At 43.6% G+C, this 18162-nt stretch carries 16 protein-coding genes; 11 read left to right on the top strand and 5 right to left on the bottom strand.

Features of this window, described 5'->3' with window-relative positions; genetic code table 11:
* The first annotated feature begins 123 nt into the window (after positions 1 to 123).
* Both OH463_RS10700 and OH463_RS10695 read left to right on the top strand, forming a co-directional pair.
* Entirely contained in the window at positions 124 to 3012 is a 2889-nt protein-coding gene (locus OH463_RS10700; protein WP_269991239.1) for an Ig-like domain-containing protein, read from the top strand.
* A 135-nt stretch (positions 3013 to 3147) separates the two neighbouring features.
* The gene (locus OH463_RS10695) at positions 3148 to 3747 is read left to right on the top strand and encodes a cytochrome b (RefSeq protein WP_050938240.1); all 600 of its coding nucleotides are present in this window, start codon (positions 3148 to 3150) and stop codon (positions 3745 to 3747) included.
* An 83-nt stretch (positions 3748 to 3830) separates the two neighbouring features.
* On the opposite strand, the gene OH463_RS10690 is transcribed toward OH463_RS10695, so the two are convergent.
* Positions 3831 to 4403, bottom strand: coding sequence for a YceI family protein (locus OH463_RS10690; protein ID WP_005447112.1), 573 nt, complete (start codon positions 4401 to 4403; stop codon positions 3831 to 3833).
* A 428-nt stretch (positions 4404 to 4831) separates the two neighbouring features.
* Here OH463_RS10690 and OH463_RS10685 point away from each other — a divergent pair, with 428 nt between their 5' ends.
* Positions 4832 to 6391 carry a methyl-accepting chemotaxis protein gene (locus OH463_RS10685; RefSeq protein WP_269991238.1) on the top strand — a complete coding sequence of 520 codons (1560 nt, stop codon included), beginning with the start codon at positions 4832 to 4834 and terminating at the stop codon, positions 6389 to 6391.
* A 70-nt stretch (positions 6392 to 6461) separates the two neighbouring features.
* Here the strand turns inward: OH463_RS10685 and OH463_RS10680 are convergent, their stop codons facing one another.
* Together OH463_RS10680 and OH463_RS10675 are read right to left on the bottom strand one after the other, a co-directional pair.
* Complete coding sequence (locus tag OH463_RS10680) at positions 6462 to 7985, bottom strand: AGE family epimerase/isomerase (RefSeq protein WP_152164323.1); 1524 nt, start codon at positions 7983 to 7985, stop codon at positions 6462 to 6464.
* 99 nt (positions 7986 to 8084) lie between these two features.
* Complete coding sequence (locus OH463_RS10675; RefSeq protein WP_005447106.1) at positions 8085 to 8630, bottom strand: sugar O-acetyltransferase; 546 nt, start codon at positions 8628 to 8630, stop codon at positions 8085 to 8087.
* A gap of 320 nt (positions 8631 to 8950) precedes the next feature.
* Here OH463_RS10675 and OH463_RS10670 point away from each other — a divergent pair, with 320 nt between their 5' ends.
* From OH463_RS10670 to OH463_RS10645, 6 genes are all read left to right on the top strand, one after another.
* On the top strand, positions 8951 to 10096 hold the full coding sequence (locus tag OH463_RS10670; RefSeq protein WP_017818753.1) for an AI-2E family transporter: 1146 nt from the start codon (positions 8951 to 8953) through the stop codon (positions 10094 to 10096).
* A gap of 290 nt (positions 10097 to 10386) precedes the next feature.
* Entirely contained in the window at positions 10387 to 11232 is an 846-nt protein-coding gene (locus OH463_RS10665; RefSeq protein ID WP_005447102.1) for an enoyl-CoA hydratase/isomerase family protein, read from the top strand.
* Positions 11233 to 11675: 443 nt separating this feature from the next.
* On the top strand, positions 11676 to 13001 hold the full coding sequence (locus OH463_RS10660) for a sensor domain-containing diguanylate cyclase (RefSeq protein ID WP_050938235.1): 1326 nt from the start codon (positions 11676 to 11678) through the stop codon (positions 12999 to 13001).
* Between the two features lie 141 nt (positions 13002 to 13142).
* Positions 13143 to 13493 (top strand): DUF3147 family protein, encoded by a 351-nt coding sequence (locus OH463_RS10655; RefSeq protein WP_005447099.1) that lies wholly within the window; start codon positions 13143 to 13145, stop codon positions 13491 to 13493.
* 242 nt (positions 13494 to 13735) lie between these two features.
* Positions 13736 to 14008, top strand: a complete 273-nt coding sequence (locus tag OH463_RS10650) for a DUF3601 domain-containing protein (protein WP_101905296.1) — start codon at positions 13736 to 13738, stop codon at positions 14006 to 14008.
* Positions 14009 to 14038: 30 nt separating this feature from the next.
* Positions 14039 to 14371 (top strand): hypothetical protein, encoded by a 333-nt coding sequence (locus tag OH463_RS10645; RefSeq protein WP_005447096.1) that lies wholly within the window; start codon positions 14039 to 14041, stop codon positions 14369 to 14371.
* 312 nt (positions 14372 to 14683) lie between these two features.
* Here OH463_RS10645 and OH463_RS10640 read toward each other — a convergent pair whose 3' ends face one another.
* Positions 14684 to 15514: an AraC family transcriptional regulator gene (locus OH463_RS10640; protein ID WP_033007359.1), complete on the bottom strand. Its 831-nt coding sequence runs from the start codon at positions 15512 to 15514 to the stop codon at positions 14684 to 14686.
* 108 nt (positions 15515 to 15622) lie between these two features.
* Between OH463_RS10640 and OH463_RS10635 the strand changes: the two genes are divergently transcribed.
* Positions 15623 to 16099, top strand: coding sequence for a YHS domain-containing (seleno)protein (locus tag OH463_RS10635; RefSeq protein WP_049537542.1), 477 nt, complete (start codon positions 15623 to 15625; stop codon positions 16097 to 16099).
* 138 nt (positions 16100 to 16237) lie between these two features.
* Here the strand turns inward: OH463_RS10635 and OH463_RS10630 are convergent, their stop codons facing one another.
* Positions 16238 to 16570, bottom strand: a complete 333-nt coding sequence (locus OH463_RS10630; RefSeq protein ID WP_017818757.1) for a PepSY domain-containing protein — start codon at positions 16568 to 16570, stop codon at positions 16238 to 16240.
* 266 nt (positions 16571 to 16836) lie between these two features.
* Here OH463_RS10630 and OH463_RS10625 point away from each other — a divergent pair, with 266 nt between their 5' ends.
* Positions 16837 to 18141 carry a ferredoxin reductase family protein gene (locus tag OH463_RS10625; RefSeq protein WP_239990448.1) on the top strand — a complete coding sequence of 435 codons (1305 nt, stop codon included), beginning with the start codon at positions 16837 to 16839 and terminating at the stop codon, positions 18139 to 18141.
* The last annotated feature ends 21 nt before the right edge of the window (positions 18142 to 18162 follow it).

Here is an 18162-nt window from a genome sequence, read left to right as displayed (position 1 = left end):
ATGAATTTTTGCCTTGGTTATTTTTATTTATAAATTAAGTGTGCTTGCAAAACACAAATGAAACATTAATTGCAGGTCTTTGTGCAGTACCTAAATAATTAATATAAGACTAAGGACTTTATTATGTATCTAAGAAAGAGCAGTGCTACGCAGACAAACTCCATTGGTTATCGCACGCTAGGGCTAACAATGCTTTGCTCCGGTTTATTATTGAATCCTATTTCACAAGCCATGGCTGCGGAGTTTAGTACTGATGCGGTTGCTCAATCAGAAAGTGAATACTGGAGCACTTATAAGCTAGATATCAAGAACACAGGTTCTGAAACGGCAGACATGCGTGAAGCTGTCATTGAGTTCGTATTGCCTGTTGCAATCAATGACATCGGTTGGGCGTCAAATCACCTTTCGTATCCGTCATGGGAAATCTCTCATACGACACAATCTAACGGTGTACTGAACTCTGTCTCGCTGAAGTTTCCGCAAGGATCTTGGGTAGATAGCGAGCTTGCTTCTGGAGAATCTGCGGCACTGACGATTTCTTTCGGTGGAGAGTTGACGGATCTGAATGCGTTTGAAAATTCAGTGGTAGTGAAAGTCGATGGTGAAGTCGTTCCTCCACCTGAGTTCTCGCTCGATATTTTGGCTCCTGCACAAAACTCAGTGGTTTATACTGGCACAAATGTAGACATCATCACGGATATTGCGGGTGAAGGTGCAACCAAACTAGAGTTCTGGGTAAACAACATCAAATTGGGAGAGCAACCTGTTGTAGAAGGCACGACAGAGTATCAACAGGCTTGGCTCCCTGACACTATTGGCGCAGCATCGATTGCGGTCATGGCATTCGATGAGAGTGGAAAGAAACTGACAGAACAAACGGTTCAAGTAACGGTTGAATCGGAATCTACCGCACCAAATCCACCTGTGATTGAGTTTATCTCACCAGACGCTGGCTCTTCTCACCAAAAAGGTGACACCATTACAATCTCGGCCAATGTCTCTGATGCAGATGATGATTTAACAACCGTCAAATTCTTCGCCAACGATGCTGAAGTATGTCAGTTAGACGCGAAAGCAACTCAAGATTTCTCATGTGATTGGACGGCACACACTGCGGGGTCAACAACGCTTCGCGCTGAAGCTCAGGATGACGAGCAGCATACTTCACGCAAGAGCCTAACCATTACGGTCACAGACACGGGCAAAAGTTGTGGCGATATTCCTCAGTACGAAGATGGTGTGCCATACAAAGTAGGCGATGAAGTCACGAATATTGGCAATATTTACTCATGTACCGTCGCGGGTTGGTGTGGTAATCCGGTTTGGACACCGGGCACCGGCCACCCTGATTATCCTGATGCGTGGAAAGACGCATGGAATGAAGTAGGGCAATGTGATCCGAACCCTGTGCCAGTTGTTAAGGTTCAGTCCCCTCAAGATGGACAAAAAATCGCACCAAACCAAGCATTCGATGTGGTAGTTGATGCAACGGATGATACCGAAGTTGCTCGCGTTGACGTTCAGTTGAATGGACAAGTGGTAGCAACCTCAGGCACACCTTCACAGGGCGATACTTATACCATCACGGTTCCTGCTCAAGTTGAAGGTCAATACACATTGACGGTTATTGCATACGATGATCAAGGTGCGAGTGCAGAAGCTGCGCCAATTTCTTTGGCTATCACTGACAAGGACTTGGTGGTTTCGCTTTCATCTCCTGTCGATGGTTCTAGCTACTTCGAAGGTCGTGCGATTTCTATCAAAGCGGATGCAAAGAGCTACGAAGGTGATATTACTTCTGTAAGCTTTATCGCCAATGGTAACGAACTGTTCAAAGACACCGAAACGCCATACGAATATGAATGGCTAGGTGCGCAGAAGGGGGCTTATGCGATCACGGCAAAAGCGGTAAACACAGCAAGCCAAGAGCAAACCTCAGCGACATCTAACATTACAGTTAAAGAAAGCACGGGCGGTGGCGGTTTAGTTGATAACCCAGATCGTTCTATCAGTTACCTAACATCTTGGGGTCTAAATGACTACGAGCAGTTGTTCAACTCAGAAGGAGACGGTTACCTATTGTCATTTGGTAAGTGGGATTCAAGCGGTAATATCACGATCTCTGACGGCATGCTCACACCGCCGGATTACAACCCAGATTGGATGCCAACGCAGTACCTCGCTTGGTCAACTCTTAAGCATGACAATGAAAACGTCACGATGATGGTAGCGTTCGGGGGGCAAACTTACGAAAGTATTTGGTCGGCGATCAGCACCCCACAAAGCCGTGAAGCGGTCGCGACTGGATTGGTTGAATTGGTCCACACGCCATTCCCTGTGTACAAGAAGAACCTGAAACCTGAAGAGATGGAAGGTGAGTGTCTTGCATCAAAACCAGATGGCAGCTGTGATTACAGCAAGTATCAGTTAGCTGGTTATGTGCATATTGATGGGTTGGATTTCGACTTCGAAAAAGCCGCTCGAATCACAGACAAAGAGAACCAAGACTTAACGGCATTGATCAAACTGATCCGTGAGAAAGTCGGCAACACCAAAGTGCTGTCCCTGACCACTTATCACGTAGGTGCCGACCCTGTCGAGTGTATGAATGCAAACGTATTCGAAAATTGTTCTTATGTTGAGCCATCTGGTCGTTCATCGCATCATGGTGAAGTCATAGATCTACTCAAAGCGACTAAAAATGACTTTGATTTCTTCAACGTCATGACATACGACGCTGGTCGAAACTTCCTATACGATGTCGCGATGGCGAACTATGCTGAATATATTGGAGACAAGTCGAAGATTGTTTTAGGTAACACGATCAACAGTCAGTGGGCACCAGGTGGTAACTTTGTTGAAACGCGTCAGAACAACCTAGACCGTGCTAAATGGCAGAAAGATAACGGTTATGGTGGTTTCTTCATGTGGACGTTGGGTTCAAACAACCAAGGTTTGAGTATGGCAGAACAAGTTGACTACTTTAACGACATGATCAATGTAAGTAAGTAGTACCTACCTCATCTTGTAATCTACTTGAACGACGGAAGGCTCAATGCCTTCCGTTATTTCTTCAATCTTCATCATGGGAAAGCCTTCTCTCGTCGTATTCCCATGTAAATCTCAAACTAATTCAGTGGTGACAATATGTCGAGATTAGATTCTGGTCAGCACCAGAAAGCGATTCCGTGCGTCCAAAATACCCCCACTCAACACTACGATGCGTTCAGTAAATGGCTACATTGGGCTATGGCGGTGATTATCATTTATGCAACGCTTGCAGGCTACGGCATGTTATTCGTTATGGATATGCCGCAGGTGTTCCATGTTCTATCTACGCTCAATATGTCGTTTGCAACCATCGCCTCCGTGTTATTGATTGTACGTTGGGGGTGGTCATTCTTTCGTAAAGCCCCAGAGTTACCAAAATCGGTTTCTCATACCCAGAAAAGCATCGCTAAACTCACGCATGGCGCTATCTATTTGGTGATGTTTGTAGTGTTTGTTAGTGGTTTTCTGATGCTTAAACATGAGTATCCATTCTTTTGGCTGTTTACCATTCCAAACCCAATTTCTAATGCCGAAGTGAATGCGTTCTTTTTTATGGTTCATCGTTTTGGCTGTGCCACACTCGCAAGCTTGGTGTTGCTACATGCGTTAGCAGCGTTGAAACATCATTTTGTGAATAAGAACGACGTATTGCGGAGTATGGCATTTAATGTGACTAAGCAAAGTCAGTCGTCGTAAGCCGCACAGTGCGGTTGGTTGAAGGCGTGTAGAAAGAAAAAAGGCTTGGTGAGCCTCCAAGCCTTTGTGTCCACTTAATCTAACTATTTTTTAAAGGTTAGATTCAAAGTGAGTGGAACTCGATCAGAAATCTTAATCCCGCCAACTGTTGCCGCGAGGTCAGTTAAGTTCTTACTAGGAATACCAAAGTCAGCAGCACCAATAATCACAGGCGCACTTGAGCTCACCATTACCGTATCGCCAGCGTTTAGGATAACAACTGGAAACTCAACGGATTTTGTCTTACCAAACAGCGTTACTTCAGCGGGTACTTTTACCTTGTGTGAGCCTTCACCCAGAGAAGCCCAATCAACTTTTCCTGTCACTTTTACTGGTGCGTGTTTCGCAGATTCAAAGAAGATTTCATTAAGACGGGTGTTACGAATAGGGATACCTGTCTCAATGCTATTTAGATCGATAGCAACATCAAATTTGCCATTGCTGTCTAACGTGCCGGAAAGAGTATTGATGGTCGCTGGCTCGACAACAAACTGGTTCTTGATGGTAGCAAAGCTTACTGAAGAAAAGTTTGAATCTAATGTGTAGTTGTCAGCAGCAAATGAAGCACTAGAAAACAGCGCCAGCGCAATGCTTAGGGTGGATAAAGTCTTTTTCATTATTATTAGCCTTATATACGTTGAACGGTTGTTCCCCTTGATACTAGTCCGGATTTATAAAAGTTAATAAGGAATTAAATCGATTAATTTTGGTGATTTTTTCGATGTGATTAACTGTGCATTAATGATGTTCGAATATCAATTTGAATGATTATGAGAGCGTATTATTTGTCAGAAACTTGCTAATTAGCAATGGCTTATTTAGGTGTTGGTAAATCTACACGGCTTACATGGTTATTCTATAAAAGTGTGATACTGATATAAAAACGGTTCATTTTATTAAAGTTGTTGCATTTGATGCGGATAACGTAACTGAATAGTTAAAACCAGTGTCGCGGGAGAATGGGTTGGCAAAGAGAGTAATGCCAAGTCATCGGCTTAATTAACCCCGTTGATAGAAATTAATCGCTTGCGTTGAGACAACCATAATGAAAAGAATAATCCTATTAGCCGTTTGTGCCATGTTTGGCATTGCTGTCATGGCGAGTATGGCGTCTACCTACTTTATCTCCAGTCAGAAAATCGATGACATCATCTTGCACAAATCTCAGGTTCAGGCTGAGTTCTTAGCTGAGAATGCGGGTTATATTCTAGAGAACTCACAACAGCCATTAGAAGATCTACAAACCCTTGTTGACGGTTTAAAGCAACGTTCAGATGTTAGCTATGCGATTGTAATCGATAGCAATGTTACGGCGGTTGCACACAGTGACAAGCAGAAGCTCAACAAAACATACGAAGACGATTACACGGTCGAAGGAGCAACCAAAGGTGTGCAGCAATACTCGAAGTGGTACGCGGATGTGCAGCAAGTGTGGGTGTTCGATATCATGGCTCCAATCTACGTGAATGGTCAACTCTACGGCACGTTCGATATCGGTATTCCAATTACGGAAGTGAGCCAAGCAACGAACGGTATTATTAGCTACCAACTTGGTTCAATGACCGTGATATTTGTACTCTGCGTGCTATTACTTTCACTTCTGCTAAGCCACTTAATGCAGCCGTTATCTGTATTGAAAAATGCACTACATGACATTTCCCAAGGGGAAGGCGATCTGACTGTTCGTTTGCCAACAAAAGGTAATGATGAAGTGGCTCAGATTTCATCAGCATTTAATGTCTTTGTCGAAAAGGTTCATGGCATTATTTCGCAAGTGGTGAGCACTGGTGTTGCATTGAATGGCTCTGCAACTGCCTTACGTGAGCAATCTCAACAGGCGTTGACTCGTGGGCAGGAGCAAAACGAGCAAACCATGCTGGTGGTGACGTCAATGAATGAAATGATTGCGACGGTAAATGAAATTGCATCGAATGCAGCAGGTGCAGCGAGTGCGGCAAGTACTGCAACGGATGAAACGCAAGAAGGCTACAAGACGCTGCAAAAGACCACTACGGCAATCACAAACCTTGAAACCGAGATGAACAGCACGTCCAGCATCATCGTAAGTTTGGCAGATAATACTCAATCGATCGGTTCAATCCTTGAGGTGATTCGAGGTATCTCAGAACAGACGAACTTATTGGCACTTAATGCTGCAATTGAGGCCGCTCGTGCAGGGGATGCAGGCCGTGGTTTTGCGGTGGTAGCTGACGAAGTGCGTAATCTTGCGACGAAAACCGCGCAGTCAACCGATGAGATTGACCTGATGATCAAACGCTTGCAAGACGAAGCGCAAAATGCCGTGAACTCGATGGGGAACAGTAAAGCTCTGATCGAAGAAGGAACTACGGAGACGGAGCTAGCTCGACAAGCACTAGAAGCGATTTCTAAACAGGTAATGACCATACTGGATATTAATACTCAGGTTGCAACGGCAACAGAACAACAATCGACGGTAGCCAACGAGATCAACATGAACATGGATACGGTGAGCAATTCAGTGAAGCTCGGTCTAAATGCAAGTGAGCAATTAGAGCAATCGAGTCAACAACTGGCTGAGCTCTCGCAAACGCTTGATCATTACGTCGGCTCGTTCAGGATCTAACCCACAACAAGCATGCAAAAGGCGACCATCGAGTCGCCTTTTTGTTTGCCCATATGTATCCAAAGTGTGGTTATGGGGTGATGTTACTATAGGTCACTGCTTGAATTTCGCCTTGCGCCGTTCGTTCGACGTTATCCACTTTGCCTTGGAAATAATAAGGCGTGAAATCGGATTGCACTTTGCTCGCATTTGCATAATACAAAGTTACTGGTTGATGGTTTAGTGCGCCAGACGTTAAGGTGCCAATCAATGCGTGCTCGAATTGATGATAACCATTGCCCCAATGAAACGCTTTGGTTGACTTTGGATCGAGACCGACGCCCCCATATTGATGATCAACCCATGCATCCATAAAAGTACGTGTGGTGTATGGCAGTACATTTCCCACCTTGCTATCTAAAATGGCAAGTGTCATTGCTGATTGGTCAAGCTCTGCCCATTCCCAAGAAGAGCTGCCGTTAGAATAAGGGCGGCTTTGCCAAGCAGGGATGGATTGATTCGCCCATTCGCTCTGCAGTTCGGGAGAAAAAAAAGCGCTAACTGGTTCAAACTGTTGTTGATATTGTGCTCGCTCTAATGTCGTTCGCATGCCTTGTTTCGCAAATTGTTTCCAATCGGCATTGTTTATTTGTTCTGCGACAAGGTAAGTCATCCAATACGCTTTAATGGTGTGACCGAAATCGTTATGTTTGGCGTTTGGCTGCATGACGGCTTTATGATGAATGGCACCGTAGAAGCGTTGCTCTTTATCTGAGTGATAATGTTGAACTAATGTATTTGTTAACCAGGTCAGGTCACTGAGCCACTTCGTTCGATGTGGCTCAGGCAATAGGGGAGCGACCAAAAGCATATAGCCGTTAATTTGGTCTAATTGTGCAACCAACTCATGCTGTTTTGCACTTTGCTCATCTCCATCTTGTAAAACCCAAGCAAGTCCTACTTCATCGTTTAGTCTGTAGTTATCGAAGATAAATTTTTGCTGATCAATAAGTACTTTTTCTACCAGAGGATCGCCCGTTAGGTAGTAATACATTGCAAGTCCAACGAGTGCGTAAGCTTGGTCTTGCGAAGTTCTCTGTGTCCACTTTAAACCAGCTTGTTTGTTTTGCGTGAACGAAATAAAGCCGCCACGCTCTTTGTCTTGCAATTCATTGATTAGGTAATAAGCCCCTTGTTTCGCTAGTTCAAGGGCTTGCGTGTCTCCAGTTAGGTGGAAAAGCACCCCATAGGCGTAGGTTTGGCGCGACTTCATCCGCGTATATTCACGACCAAAATAAGGAGTAATCCAACCTCGATCTAACTCAGGACAAACATTGGCTGTATTCAGTTTGCGACCATCGTTGCAGCGGAAAGTGGGGAAGTTTCCAACAGGTTCTCCGTAAGCTTTCTCATCCATCCAGTAAGGGGCTAAGCCTGTTGTGATGTGGTTTAGCCATGTCTGTGTAGATGGAAAGGTCGTTGATGCCGCATTATTTGCAATCGCGTCTTGGGAAACAGTTTCGTTTGAAGCTGAGTTTTCAATTGTCGCCGCCAGTGACACCGAACTGGTGGCGAGAGAGAACGCTATTATTAACGACTTTGTCGAAAAAGACATAAAGCAAGTCCTTGAAAGAAAAGAAAGAGTATATCGGTTGGTGACCTCTACAAACCGTTGAATCTCTCCGGTTTTCCATTCCCTCTGCTGACAAGCTTGTCAGTCTTTTTTGATGGAGCGAGCGGGGTTACCAGCAACGCGGTCTCTCGGAGCCACATCTTTCGTTACGACAGATCCAGCACCAATGACAGCTTCTTCTCCAATCGTCACGCCCGGCATAATGATCGCACCACCACCAATCCATACTTTATCTTTTATGGTTACAGGTTTTGCAGTTTCATCACCAGCAAGGCGTTGCTCTGTCTCTAAAGCATGCGCAGCGGTGTAGATTTGAACTCGCGGACCAATCATCACGTTCGCGCCAATAGTTACCTGTCCGTTGTCTATGATGATGGCATCCCAATTAATGTAAGTATGCGAGCCCACTGAAAGGTTGCATCCATACGTCAATTGCAACGGGGCTTGGATACAAGCACCATCACCAAGATTGACGCCTATTTCAACGAGAAGTGCATGACGCTTTGCTGCATTGGGTTCATGGTTGAAGTTGAAAATGAGCTCACATGTGCGCTCCCGCATGAGCTGAAGTTCTTCGTCCAGACAGTTATAAACCTTTCCTGAACGCATAAGTTCGAGTGCTGACATCTTTTTGCCCTTACTGCTTAAATAGTGCAACAAAGTGAGCAATATAAAGCGCGCGTTATACAAGTGGAAATAGAGAACCGCAAAATCAGAATATGGTCACTTAATAACGCTTCTTAACATCGACTTCATAAACAACTCACCATTAAACCGTTGAACGTACGGGAGGTTGTACTAGGTTTTATATGTGAGCTTTGCGTTGCAGAGTGGGGCTCTAAAACATCCACTTGTGTAATGCGCGGACAATGACTGTGCTTGGAAAAATTGACACGTTATCCATCATCAGATGATGGGAATATGACGTGAAACCAAAGGGATAAACAGTGAATAATTCAAATGAAAATCTTGAGAAAATACTGGCGAAAGCGTTCACCACATCTTTGATACGATTCTCAATCACGACGCTTATCGTTATTGTGTGCTGGTGGGCATTCTTACCTTTTTTACCTATTTTGCTCTGGGCGTTAGTCCTTGCTATTGCGCTTTATCCAGTCAAACTTGTTATTGAAAGAAAACTCGGATTAAGCTCCGCGCGCTCGGCAACATTGATCGCGATTATTGGTGTGCTGATTCTCGGCACGCCAACAGCAATGGTGGGCAACTCTTTTGCTTCTAAAACCTTAGGTGCGTTTGAGTCTTACCGAGATGGCACTTTGGTAATCACCAAGCCAGCAGACAGTGTGAAAACCTGGCCGTTGGTCGGTGAAAAAGTTCATGCGGTTTGGTATGAAGCAGCGGACGATCTACCAACTTTTATTGAAAAGCGTCAGCCACAAATTAAAGGGTTCTTTAGTTGGTTTGTTGACAGTGCGACAGGTGCGGCGAAAAGTGTGTTTATGCTGATTGGTGCGATTATTATTGCGGGGATCATGCTTGCTTGGGCACAACCTGCGGCTAGGTCGATACGTAAGATCTTCATTAGTTTTACCGATGAAGTAAGAGGTCCGGATTTGCACCAACTTACCACTGCAACTATCAGGCAAGTCGCCGTGGGCATCATTGGTATTGCTTTCTTAACAGCAATGGCATTTGGCGGTGTCGTTGCATTATCCGGCGTACCTGCCGCAGCCTTGTTTACACTTATCGCACTAGTCTTCGCTATCGTTCAACTTCCGGTCACTATTATTGCTTTAGTCGCCGTTGGTTTGTTGTGGGCGGGGGACAGCGGAACGGTTCATAACGTGATCTTTACCATCTTACTGATCGCCGCTAGCTTGATTGATAACTTCTTAAAACCATTGATTCTCGGGCGAGGGTTAGAAGTCCCGATGCCTATTGTCCTTATTGGTGCCGTTGGCGGCATGATGTCTGGCGGTATACTGGGTATGTTTATTGGCGCTGCATTCTTAGCTGCTGGTTATCAGGTGTTTATGAAGTGGGTCGATACGGAAACTCAGGACGTTGTTGATGTCGTAGAGAGTGAAGAGTTTCAGGAAGAGAAAACAGAAGCTAAAGAGTCCAAGGATTAAGTTAGTTATGAATAGGCAGTTAGACCGTGGGATCGCACAAGCCCATGTGAAGTGCGCTTGTTGATAATCATTCGAGCAACTAGAAGGTCGCTGTTCTAGTTGCTTGTGAATGCAAATAATCAGCGCTAGAAACTTAACGACTAGTCGTAAGCGAACAAACAACCTTTTAGTTTTCGTAAATACTGTTTCAATTTATAAATCATTGTTTGATGTTTTTCAGAGGCGTAACGTTAATTGCGTTGCTCAAGTAAATTGCAACGTTATGTTTTTATTGGAAAAAGGAAATGGATATGGCTTACGAAGGCTACAAAACATTTACTGCAAAACAAGAAGAAGCCGTTCTTTATGTTACGTTTGATTTTGGAACGGTAAACGTACAAGGGCAGGAAATGTTGACGGATTTGAACGGTTTAGCGCTACGTCTGGAACGTGACCGCAACGTGAAAGTGGTTGTATTCCAATCTGCTAACCCAGAAATTTGGGTTTGTCATTACGACACCGAATTGCTGAAAGAAATGTCGACAGAAGCAGTTTCTCGTGAAGAAGCGAAATTGCTTGACCTTCAATCAGTGTTAGAAAGGATCAGCAAGCTACCACAAGCAACGATTGCTAAGTTGGAGGGATTTGCCCGTGGTGGTGGTCATGAATTTGCATTGGCATGTGATATGCGCTTTGCCGCACGCGGTAAATACAAATTTATGCAGATGGAAGTTGGCATGGGCATCTTACCGTGCGGTGGTGGCGCATCTCGGATGGCACGCCAGGTTGGTTTAGGACGTGCTCTAGAAATCATCTTGAGTGCTCGCGACTTCGATGCGGACGAAGCAGAAGCGTACGGCACCATAAACAAAGCGTTGGAGCCTGATGAGATTGGTCCTTATGTTGATGAGTTAGCGCAGCGAATTTCTAAGTTCCCAGCTGAATCTATTAATGCATGTAAGCAAATGGTGTACGAGTCAATCGATAAGCCAATCGATGAAGCGTTGAAAGCCGAAGCTTACTGGCTTTACCAAGCAACCAGTAAAACGCCAGCGGTTAAGCGCTTCCAAATTGCCGATGACCAAGGTTTAGAGCACGATATCGAAAACCAAAGAAACTGGGAAGAACTGGTTATGAAGGTGCAAGACATTAACTGATCATTCATAGCTTGATTGTCGATATAAGATTAAAGGCGAGTTTTTTGGCTCGCCTTCAATTGACGAGTAAATTTGGCTCTGCTTGCTGTCGCTCATGTAAACCAGACGATTATCAGTGACAATTCTAGAAAATGGCTAGATTTGTTTGAAAATTCATCAGTTTAGGCATTAAGTTTTTGCCGTGTCGGTCAATATTTTTAATTAATAGAATCGATTGTGTCGATCAATCAAATCGATCGATAGAAATTTACTGTTGATTGATAAAAATATTTATCCGTAACGACACCTTTTGATCATCGAACAGTATACAATTATGCGTATAATCGCCGCTTCTTAAATGCATCAAGTTCAAATCTTGATCAGAATTGCAGTGAATGAAAGCTAAACGGATTTTAGTTGTTGAATTAGGGATAGGGAGAGTGGGTTAATCTAGGACAGTTGTAATGAGTTGGGGCATCAAAGTAGTATTTTTAATTTCGGTATTATTGCTAACGGAATTACTCGCCACAAAACTAACCGCCATCAATAACGAAAAAGAATCTGAACAAGTTATCAGTGCTATCAATAAAGAGATGAAAGTCATCTTTAATGACGCATTGATTACGGCTGAAGTATTGAAAGAAGTTGTGGTGCTTTCTAAGAACCATGACATGTCATCAGCAGAGTTTAATAAACTTAGTCGTAAGCTTTTATCCACTTATACCAATGTGGATGCCTTGTTATACCTTCCAAAAGGGGTCGTGCAATATGCTTATCCCTACGACGAGCATAAAGCGGCAGTTGGTCACAACGTTCTTGAAGACCAAACACGAAAACTTGGGGCAAACCAGTCTGTAAACTGCAAGAAAAACACGATTATAGGTCCCGTCACCTTAGTTCAAAATGGTAAGCAAGCATTCATCCTCAGAAAAGGTATCTCAGACGATGCGAATTTCATTGGTTTTTCTTCTTCCGTTATCTATTTAGAATCAATCGTTAGCAAACTAGAGCAAGTATTAAACCAAAACCACGTGAATCGTTACTCTGTTGTTGGCTATGATCCTGATAACAGCAACTATTATGACAAAGTGATCAGCTCTAAAGGTGAGATTGATTGTGACATTCATACTGGCGTCGTGACGATTTTTAACACCAATTGGCAAATCTCAATATCGCCAGAGGACAGTGGCTTGATCCCACGAGTGGTTATTTTTGCCACTTTGTTGACGCTACTAATATTGGTGACAACACCGGTGAGGTACTTCAACAAGTTTCGTCATTCAGAAATGCAGCGAGATAGCCTGCAAAATGAAGCGCATACCGATTACTTAACTGGACTCCTAAACCGTCGTGGTCTTGAGACTAAGTTTGAGGTGTTAAGAAAAGAGAATACGGCAGGCTCAATTGCTGTGTTTGATATCGATTTTTTTAAGAGCATTAATGATACTTATGGTCATGAGGTGGGGGACATCGTATTAGCTCAGTTCTCTAAGCTATGCGAAGCAAACACGAGCCATGATTTCACTCTTTCTCGCACCGGTGGTGAGGAATTTATGTTGTTGATGCCAAACACTAACGCTCGACAAGCATACCTATACTGCGAGCGAGTAAGAAAAACAGTGGCGAATACGCCCGTGTTTATCAATGATATGTACATTGATATCACGGTAAGTATTGGGGTCGCCTATTTTGACGGCACAGACTCTCTAAAAGACGCATTAAGAGAAGCGGACCGAGCGTTATACAAAGCGAAAAACTCAGGGCGAAATCAAGTGTGTTGGACTCGTTAAGAATGAAGTCTCAAATAGTATGCCTATAGCTTTACTTGATGTCTGAGAAGACTCACAGATATTAGGTTATCAGCTTGTAAACAAAGCCTTGTTTTTGTTTAACTTTAAGAGCGGATCGAAGTGAATTGAAGGTGCAATACAATGCTATGGATAGTGACCAAGTACTTAACCACGGCGGCAATCGTCGTATTAATTTCTGAAGTGGCGAAAAGAAGTGACAAACTTGGTGCCTTGGTAGCTGCCTTACCAACAGTGACTATTTTGGCGTTGGTATGGATGTATATTGAAGGTCAAGGCACAGAAAAACTGTCCAACCACGCTTTCTACACGTTTTGGTTTGTCGTGCCGACGTTGCCAATGTTTTTACTCTTCCCGTATTTGCTAACCAAATACTCCTTTTGGCTGACGCTATTAATCAGCTGCGTAGTATCGGTAGCTTGTTTTGCTTTGACAAACTTAGTAGCAAAGCAATTCGGAATCAATTTGCTGTGACAAGGTTTTTCTGGCTCCCAACCTGACATACCAGCGTTTACCTTAATAGATTCGCTATCTGCTGTGGTAAAGCGTGAAACAAATGCAACGCTTACTGATAACAACACAAGCGCATCGCACTTCAATCATCGACTTCAACAATGACCCGAAACATACGGTATTTATTGGCTCCGTTGTTAGCGGTTAGGTCGCAGGATTACTTATATTAGGTTGAACGCCACAGAATAGGGTCGTTGAGAAAAATGAACAACACTTGTCAAAATAAGAGTTTTAGTGTTTTACATCCTGGTGTTCGCTACCGAGTCAAAAAAGAATTTTATGATTATAACGGTGAGCGGTATCAAGTTGATGAGGAAATGGTGTTTATTGACCATAACTTCGTTCCTTATGAAAGTGGTTTATCACTCTTTTTCCGAACACATAACCGAGACCTTCAGATCATGCTTTGCAATCGGGAGGGCTTACAACAACACATCGTTCATAAGCTAGGTACTTATTTTGAACGACAGCAATAAATTTAGTTAAAGGTGAACTGGAAAACCAAAATGAGTTGTGAAGATTGTTCAGATGCCGCGAGAAAAATAAACAACCCTAAAGATTTGGCGAATGCAATGTGCTTTCTCAATGAAAGAACGGAGGCTAAAACGCTTAAATACTTGGGTTACGGCAGTTGGGGTGAGCCTTTTTCTCAGATGATAAATCGGAAAGGGTGGAATGATTTAATCTGTAACTACTTTGCCTGTCGAACCTGTGGTCAAGTATTCAATCTATATGCTGAAACCTACCACGGTTCGGGAGGAGCCATCGCCGCGATCGATTCGATTGCAGGAAAGTTGTTTATCGATGAATTTGTCACTTCTCAGATTGACGAGGATTGAAAGCATAAGATGCTGTTGTTTGTCCTTATCTTGCTCTTTACGGCTTTATCAGTGCATGGCTCGGTGGTAGGGACTTGTACGCAGGGAGACGATAGCCGTTTTTTCAGCTCTGGTAGTTATACCCAAGTAACCTCGAGATGCTAGGTTCAGCGAGAATGACTTGGTTTGTAGACGCGGCGGCGATTTAAAGGTTTAGTGGGTCTAAATCAAGAATCGGCAACAAAGTATACAAGCCAAGGTCCTTACATTTGCAAAGAGTGCCCTTTGGGAGCATGTCTTTGACTCGCTTTTTTAGTCAAACAAATGGCTGCGTCAAACAACTTCATCCTTTTGCTCTTGTAACCAGCGACGTGGTGACATTCCTGAGACATTTTGAAAAGCGCGGGAGAAGCCAGAATAGCTACTGTAGCCGACTTCATCAGAGACCCAATTCAACGGCTTATTTTGCAATAACATCGATTGCGCGACCGATACTCGCCACTTTTGTACATAATCCCCCGGAGTTTCACCAACCACTTGTTTAAAGGTCTCGATAAATTGAGTCCGAGACATCGCAGCGATGGACGCCATTTCATTGATATGAAAGTGACGAGGTGGTAATTGATGCACTTCAGTAATGACATTGGCAAGGCGAGGGTGGGAAAGGGCGGCAAATAGACCGTGCTCGATTTTCTGCTCTTGAATTAAGTGACGGAAGATCAAAGCCATCAGAGTGTCGCTTAGCTTGTCCATCAAAAACTCCTGTCCTACTGAGTTCTTGCTGGCTTCTTGAGACAACATATCTAATACCGGTGTTAAGTTTGGCGCAGCTTCAAAGGGGATGACTATCACGTCTGGTAATACGGACAACAAAGGATTTATCTGACCACCTCTATAATCCACGTTTGCACACACCAATTTACTGTCTTCACCTCCTTCCAATCGATGAGGGGTATTATTCGGCAGATAAATAACGCAAGGTTGTGTGAGCCGTTTTGGATTTTCTCCTGCAGGCGTCAAGATTAAATCACCCGCATTAAGTACATGAAGGTGGCCTCTGTTGTGGTGATCTGATTGAAATGAAGAAATGCCACACAAATGCCCGGAATAGAAAACACCAGTCCTTATTGAGAAGTGTTCCATCAGCTGTGATAACAAGTCCATTTTACCTCCGAACGATTTGCGTATTTTTTTGGTCATTAGTCCCTCTTTAGACCGGGAGAGTCCGCTAATTTATTCACACAAGGTAAACAAACAGACAAGGAGCTTACTATGTCACGCATTAAATCAACTGGTCGAAAACTCACTTTAATGACCGCTTTACTCGGAACCAGTTTTTCATTAATGGCTGCGGATGTAGGCATGAGCGTTGATGCTAATGATCTTGCGATCAAGGGATATGACCCAGTTGCGTACTTTACAGATAATGGCGCAGTGCAAGGCAAGCCTGAATATTCAGCCACTTACAACAATGCTATCTACCACTTTGCTAATGCGGCAAACCGTGATCAATTCAAAACGGATCCAAAAGCTTACGCACCACAATACGGTGGTTACTGTGCATTTGGTGTAGCGATGGGTAAAAAGTTCGAAACTGACCCTCAAGCGTGGAAAATTGAAGACGGCAAACTATATCTGAATCTTGATAAATCGGTGCAAAAGCGCTGGTTGGAAGATACACAAGGCTTCATCCAAGATGCCAACTCTAATTGGACAACCATAAAAGTCGTTGACGCTGATAAGCTGTAACTGTCTTCGATAAATTCCTTTCCTACTGTCCGCCCAAGGCGAATCATTTGGTTCGCCTTTTTTCGATGGGCTATTAGAAGGGCGGAATACACAAAGTGAGATTAATAGGAGCGGTTTATGTTGCCCTTAACTCACTCGTTATTTATCGACATCGCCAATCACGCCTTCATGTGAAAGATCGCCAGAAAGTTCTGCTTGAACTTCGGCTAGACTTTCCTCTTCCGCCGCAACAATCTTACCTGTGAGAGCATCAACCTCGACTTCGTACGCTTTATCTCCACGCTTAATAAACACATCCCACTGGGTATCAGGTTCATCGTGACGAATGCCTAGCACCTCAACATCTAACGCCCCTAGCGCTGCTTTAATGGCATCTTCTTGACTGATGATTTCTGCATCGGCGGCAGCATAACTTGGCAGACTTAACACACCAAAAGCGGTTAGGGCGATACATAATATGAGTTTTTTCATTGAGTTCTCCTTAAGCGCTAATTTCATCTGAGAGAGGTCTTTTATTGTCGTCTCCATAGTGTAGGTGACGGTGTAAAAGAAATGTGAATACGGCATTGAACAAGCTCGTCCCGATAGAATAGTCGTACTGCGTCTATCGCTGCGTTAACGAACTTTAGCGTTCAACCCATCCCTGTTGGTCTGGAGGGTTCGAGCTATACAAGTTTTTCACACTTCTATTGATAGCTTAGTGACGATTAAAGTCATGATTGGATTGAACTCGTTGTATGAATAGAAATTTGATGCTCAATTTTGGTGTTGTACTCATTACGTTACTTGTCCCTTATGCTGTGTTGCAAATTGGAACTCCAACTCTTGAATGGTCCCTATTTTGGCAGGCGCGCACTTATTTGGTTAACTACAGTGGCATTGTGTCAATGTTGTTTATGTCGTTGTGCGTGATTTTATCTGTTAAACATTGGCCTTTAGAGCGCTGGTTAGGAGGGTTAGATAAACAATATCGATTGCATAAGTACCTTGGTATTTCTGCCGTGTTTTCGGCGTTGTTTCATTGGGGCGCATTTTTAAGTGATGATTTCGCTATGGATTTTGGTTTTGTCGAACCAAAGGATGAGACTTTCCCGTTTTGGAAACTAATAGATGCAATGGGCGACCCTGCTCAGCTTATTGGTGAGTATGGTTTTTACCTTTCCGCTGCGTTTGTTCTGATCGCATGGATTAAAAAGTTTAAGCACAACGTCTTCCAACTCACCCACAAAGTGCTTCCGTATTTATACTTATTTTTAGTTTTACACATGGTGATGTTTTTTGAGGCGAGTCTATGGCTAACCCCTTCTGGAGCCATTCTCTTATGTGTGAGTGGGTTAGCAACGGTAGGGTGCTTCATGACCATCTTTAATTTGAATGGTAAGAAGAAATGCCATGATGCCAAAGTACAAAGTATCAAGCCGATCAGTAATGGCATTGAAGTCATGCTCAAAGTTGATTCAGCGGAGTTTGTTTATCAACCAGGTCAATTTGCCTTTGTCGATTTTGGTGATAACGAGCGCCCACACCCTTTTAGTTTAGCTTCCGCTTACCATCAAAATGGTGAAGTAAGGCTCATGATCAAAGCGAATGGCGATTACACCTCTGCGTTGAAAGGTTCATTAAAGGTTGGACAAGCTGCGCGTATTGAAGGACCGTATGGACGGTTCAATTTTCAAGATAATGCAGAACGACAAGTTTGGTTTGCCGCAGGCATTGGTATTGCGCCATTTTTAACTGCGATAGAGACAGTTGGTGCAAGCAAAACGGTGTACTTGTTTTACAGCTATCGAGAAGAAGATAAGCCACTTTTGGACGAGCTAAAACAAAGAGCAAAGAAGGCTGGTGTTACGCTATATACGAAGAACACAAGTGTACAAGGTCGATTCAGAAATGCAGAAGTCACAGAGTGTGTAGAAGGTACTAGACATTGCAGTGTGTGGTACTGCGGACCATCAGAATTAGGCAAGACACTTGAGAAAGCATTTGTAAGGTTAGGTTTACCGGCGAAGTCATTTCATCGAGAGTTGTTTGAATTGAGGTAGTTAGAAATCGCTATCTGTTTA

It is taken from the genome of Vibrio sp. NFR (assembly GCF_027587095.1).
GTDB lineage: Bacteria > Pseudomonadota > Gammaproteobacteria > Enterobacterales > Vibrionaceae > Vibrio > Vibrio harveyi.
This window is presented reverse-complemented; position numbering and strand designations above follow the sequence as displayed.